Source organism: Halorubrum sp. SP3 (assembly GCF_005435195.1).
Taxonomy (GTDB): domain Archaea; phylum Halobacteriota; class Halobacteria; order Halobacteriales; family Haloferacaceae; genus Halorubrum; species Halorubrum sodomense.
On the sequence record NZ_SGTU01000264.1, the window covers coordinates 1 to 573 of the forward strand.

Sequence of the window (573 nt, forward strand, 5' to 3'; positions counted from 1 at the left end):
AATCGTCCCCTTCGTGCCTCTGGATGTAGTTCATGACCGTTTCGCTGGATACGTGTCCCGCCGTTCCTGCGTAGTATCCGCGCGCCCATCCGATTTTCTCACCGTCGTGGTCAGCGTAGCGGTGGTTGTACTTCCGCGAGGAAATACCCTTGAACCAGTTAGCGAGGAGAGAAGGGGCGTGCTTCGGCGGGCTACTAACGAACAGATGGATGTGGTCGGGCTGAACGGTCAGGTCAAGTATTTCGAGGCCCTTGTCGTCGGCTATTTCGTGGAGGATGGTTCGCACACGGTCTGCGACCTCGTTGACAAGTACCGACTGTCGGTACTTCGGTAACCACACTATGTGGTAGTTGAGGTTGTAGGTCGCGTGACGTGTGGTCTTCATCCGTGCCACACACTATGGGGCAACGTATCTTAATACCGGCGGTGAATCGGTGGGAAATCCAGCCGTAGCGTCGTCGGTGGAGATGTACGCTATTGTCCGCTCGACCCCCGCCTAAAGACGGGGGTATGCGCTCGCAACTCTATCACGCAGGGACTATAGCCGCACGGGGTGGTCAACCCGACATGAGT

At 56.9% G+C, this 573-nt stretch carries 1 protein-coding gene; it reads right to left on the minus strand.

The genetic code is table 11. The annotated features are described in order from the left end of the window. Positions 1 to 385 (minus strand): IS200/IS605 family transposase (gene tnpA, locus EXE42_RS16505; RefSeq protein ID WP_137707011.1); only part of this gene is annotated, 385 nt, incomplete at its 3' end. Between the last annotated feature and the right edge of the window lie 188 nt (positions 386 to 573).